Annotated in this window: 1 protein-coding gene; it reads left to right on the forward strand. The window is 57.3% G+C overall.

Translation table 11 applies throughout. From position 1 onward, the window contains the following. Window positions 1–621 (forward strand): AMP-binding protein (locus tag NKH19_RS33480; RefSeq protein WP_352984006.1); only part of this gene is annotated, 621 nt, incomplete at both ends.

Here is a 621-nt window from a genome sequence, read left to right on the forward strand (position 1 = left end):
CCGCTTGCGATCCCGAGCCCCGCGCCCTTGGCCTGACCTCACGCCATCTCGCTTATGTGATCTACACCTCCGGCTCAACCGGAACCCCAAAGGGCGTCATGGTCGAGCACCACAACCTGGTCAATCTTACAGCATGGCATGTGCAAACGTTCTGTCGTCAACGAGAAACCTGCTGCGCACTCACGGCCGGAGTGGCATTCGATGCCAGCATTTGGGAGCTGTGGTCTGCATTATCCAATCGTAGCGCATTGCTGCTCTCGCCAAGAGCAGCAGCAGGAGATCCCCTGCTTCTACTGCAATGGTGGTGTGATCAATCGCTGGAGACCGCCTTTTTAGTCACGCCGCTGGCTACAACCGCGTTAGAAGACAAGCAAATAAATCCCACATTGGAGTATTTGCTTATTGGCGGTGATCGTCTCCAGCGTGTGCCTTCCCGGCTACCGTCGCCTCTCAAGTTAATAAACAACTATGGCCCGACGGAAGTTACCGTCGTGGCAACCTCGGGACGGCTCTTCAGTGACAACGTTGTGCCGCATATCGGGCGTCCGATTGCGAACACGCGGTTGTATCTTCTGGACGGTCATGGCGCGCCCGTCCCGTTCGGGGCGGTGGGGGAGCTTT

It is taken from the genome of Mesorhizobium sp. M1338, assembly GCF_040318045.1.
Taxonomy (GTDB): domain Bacteria; phylum Pseudomonadota; class Alphaproteobacteria; order Rhizobiales; family Rhizobiaceae; genus Mesorhizobium.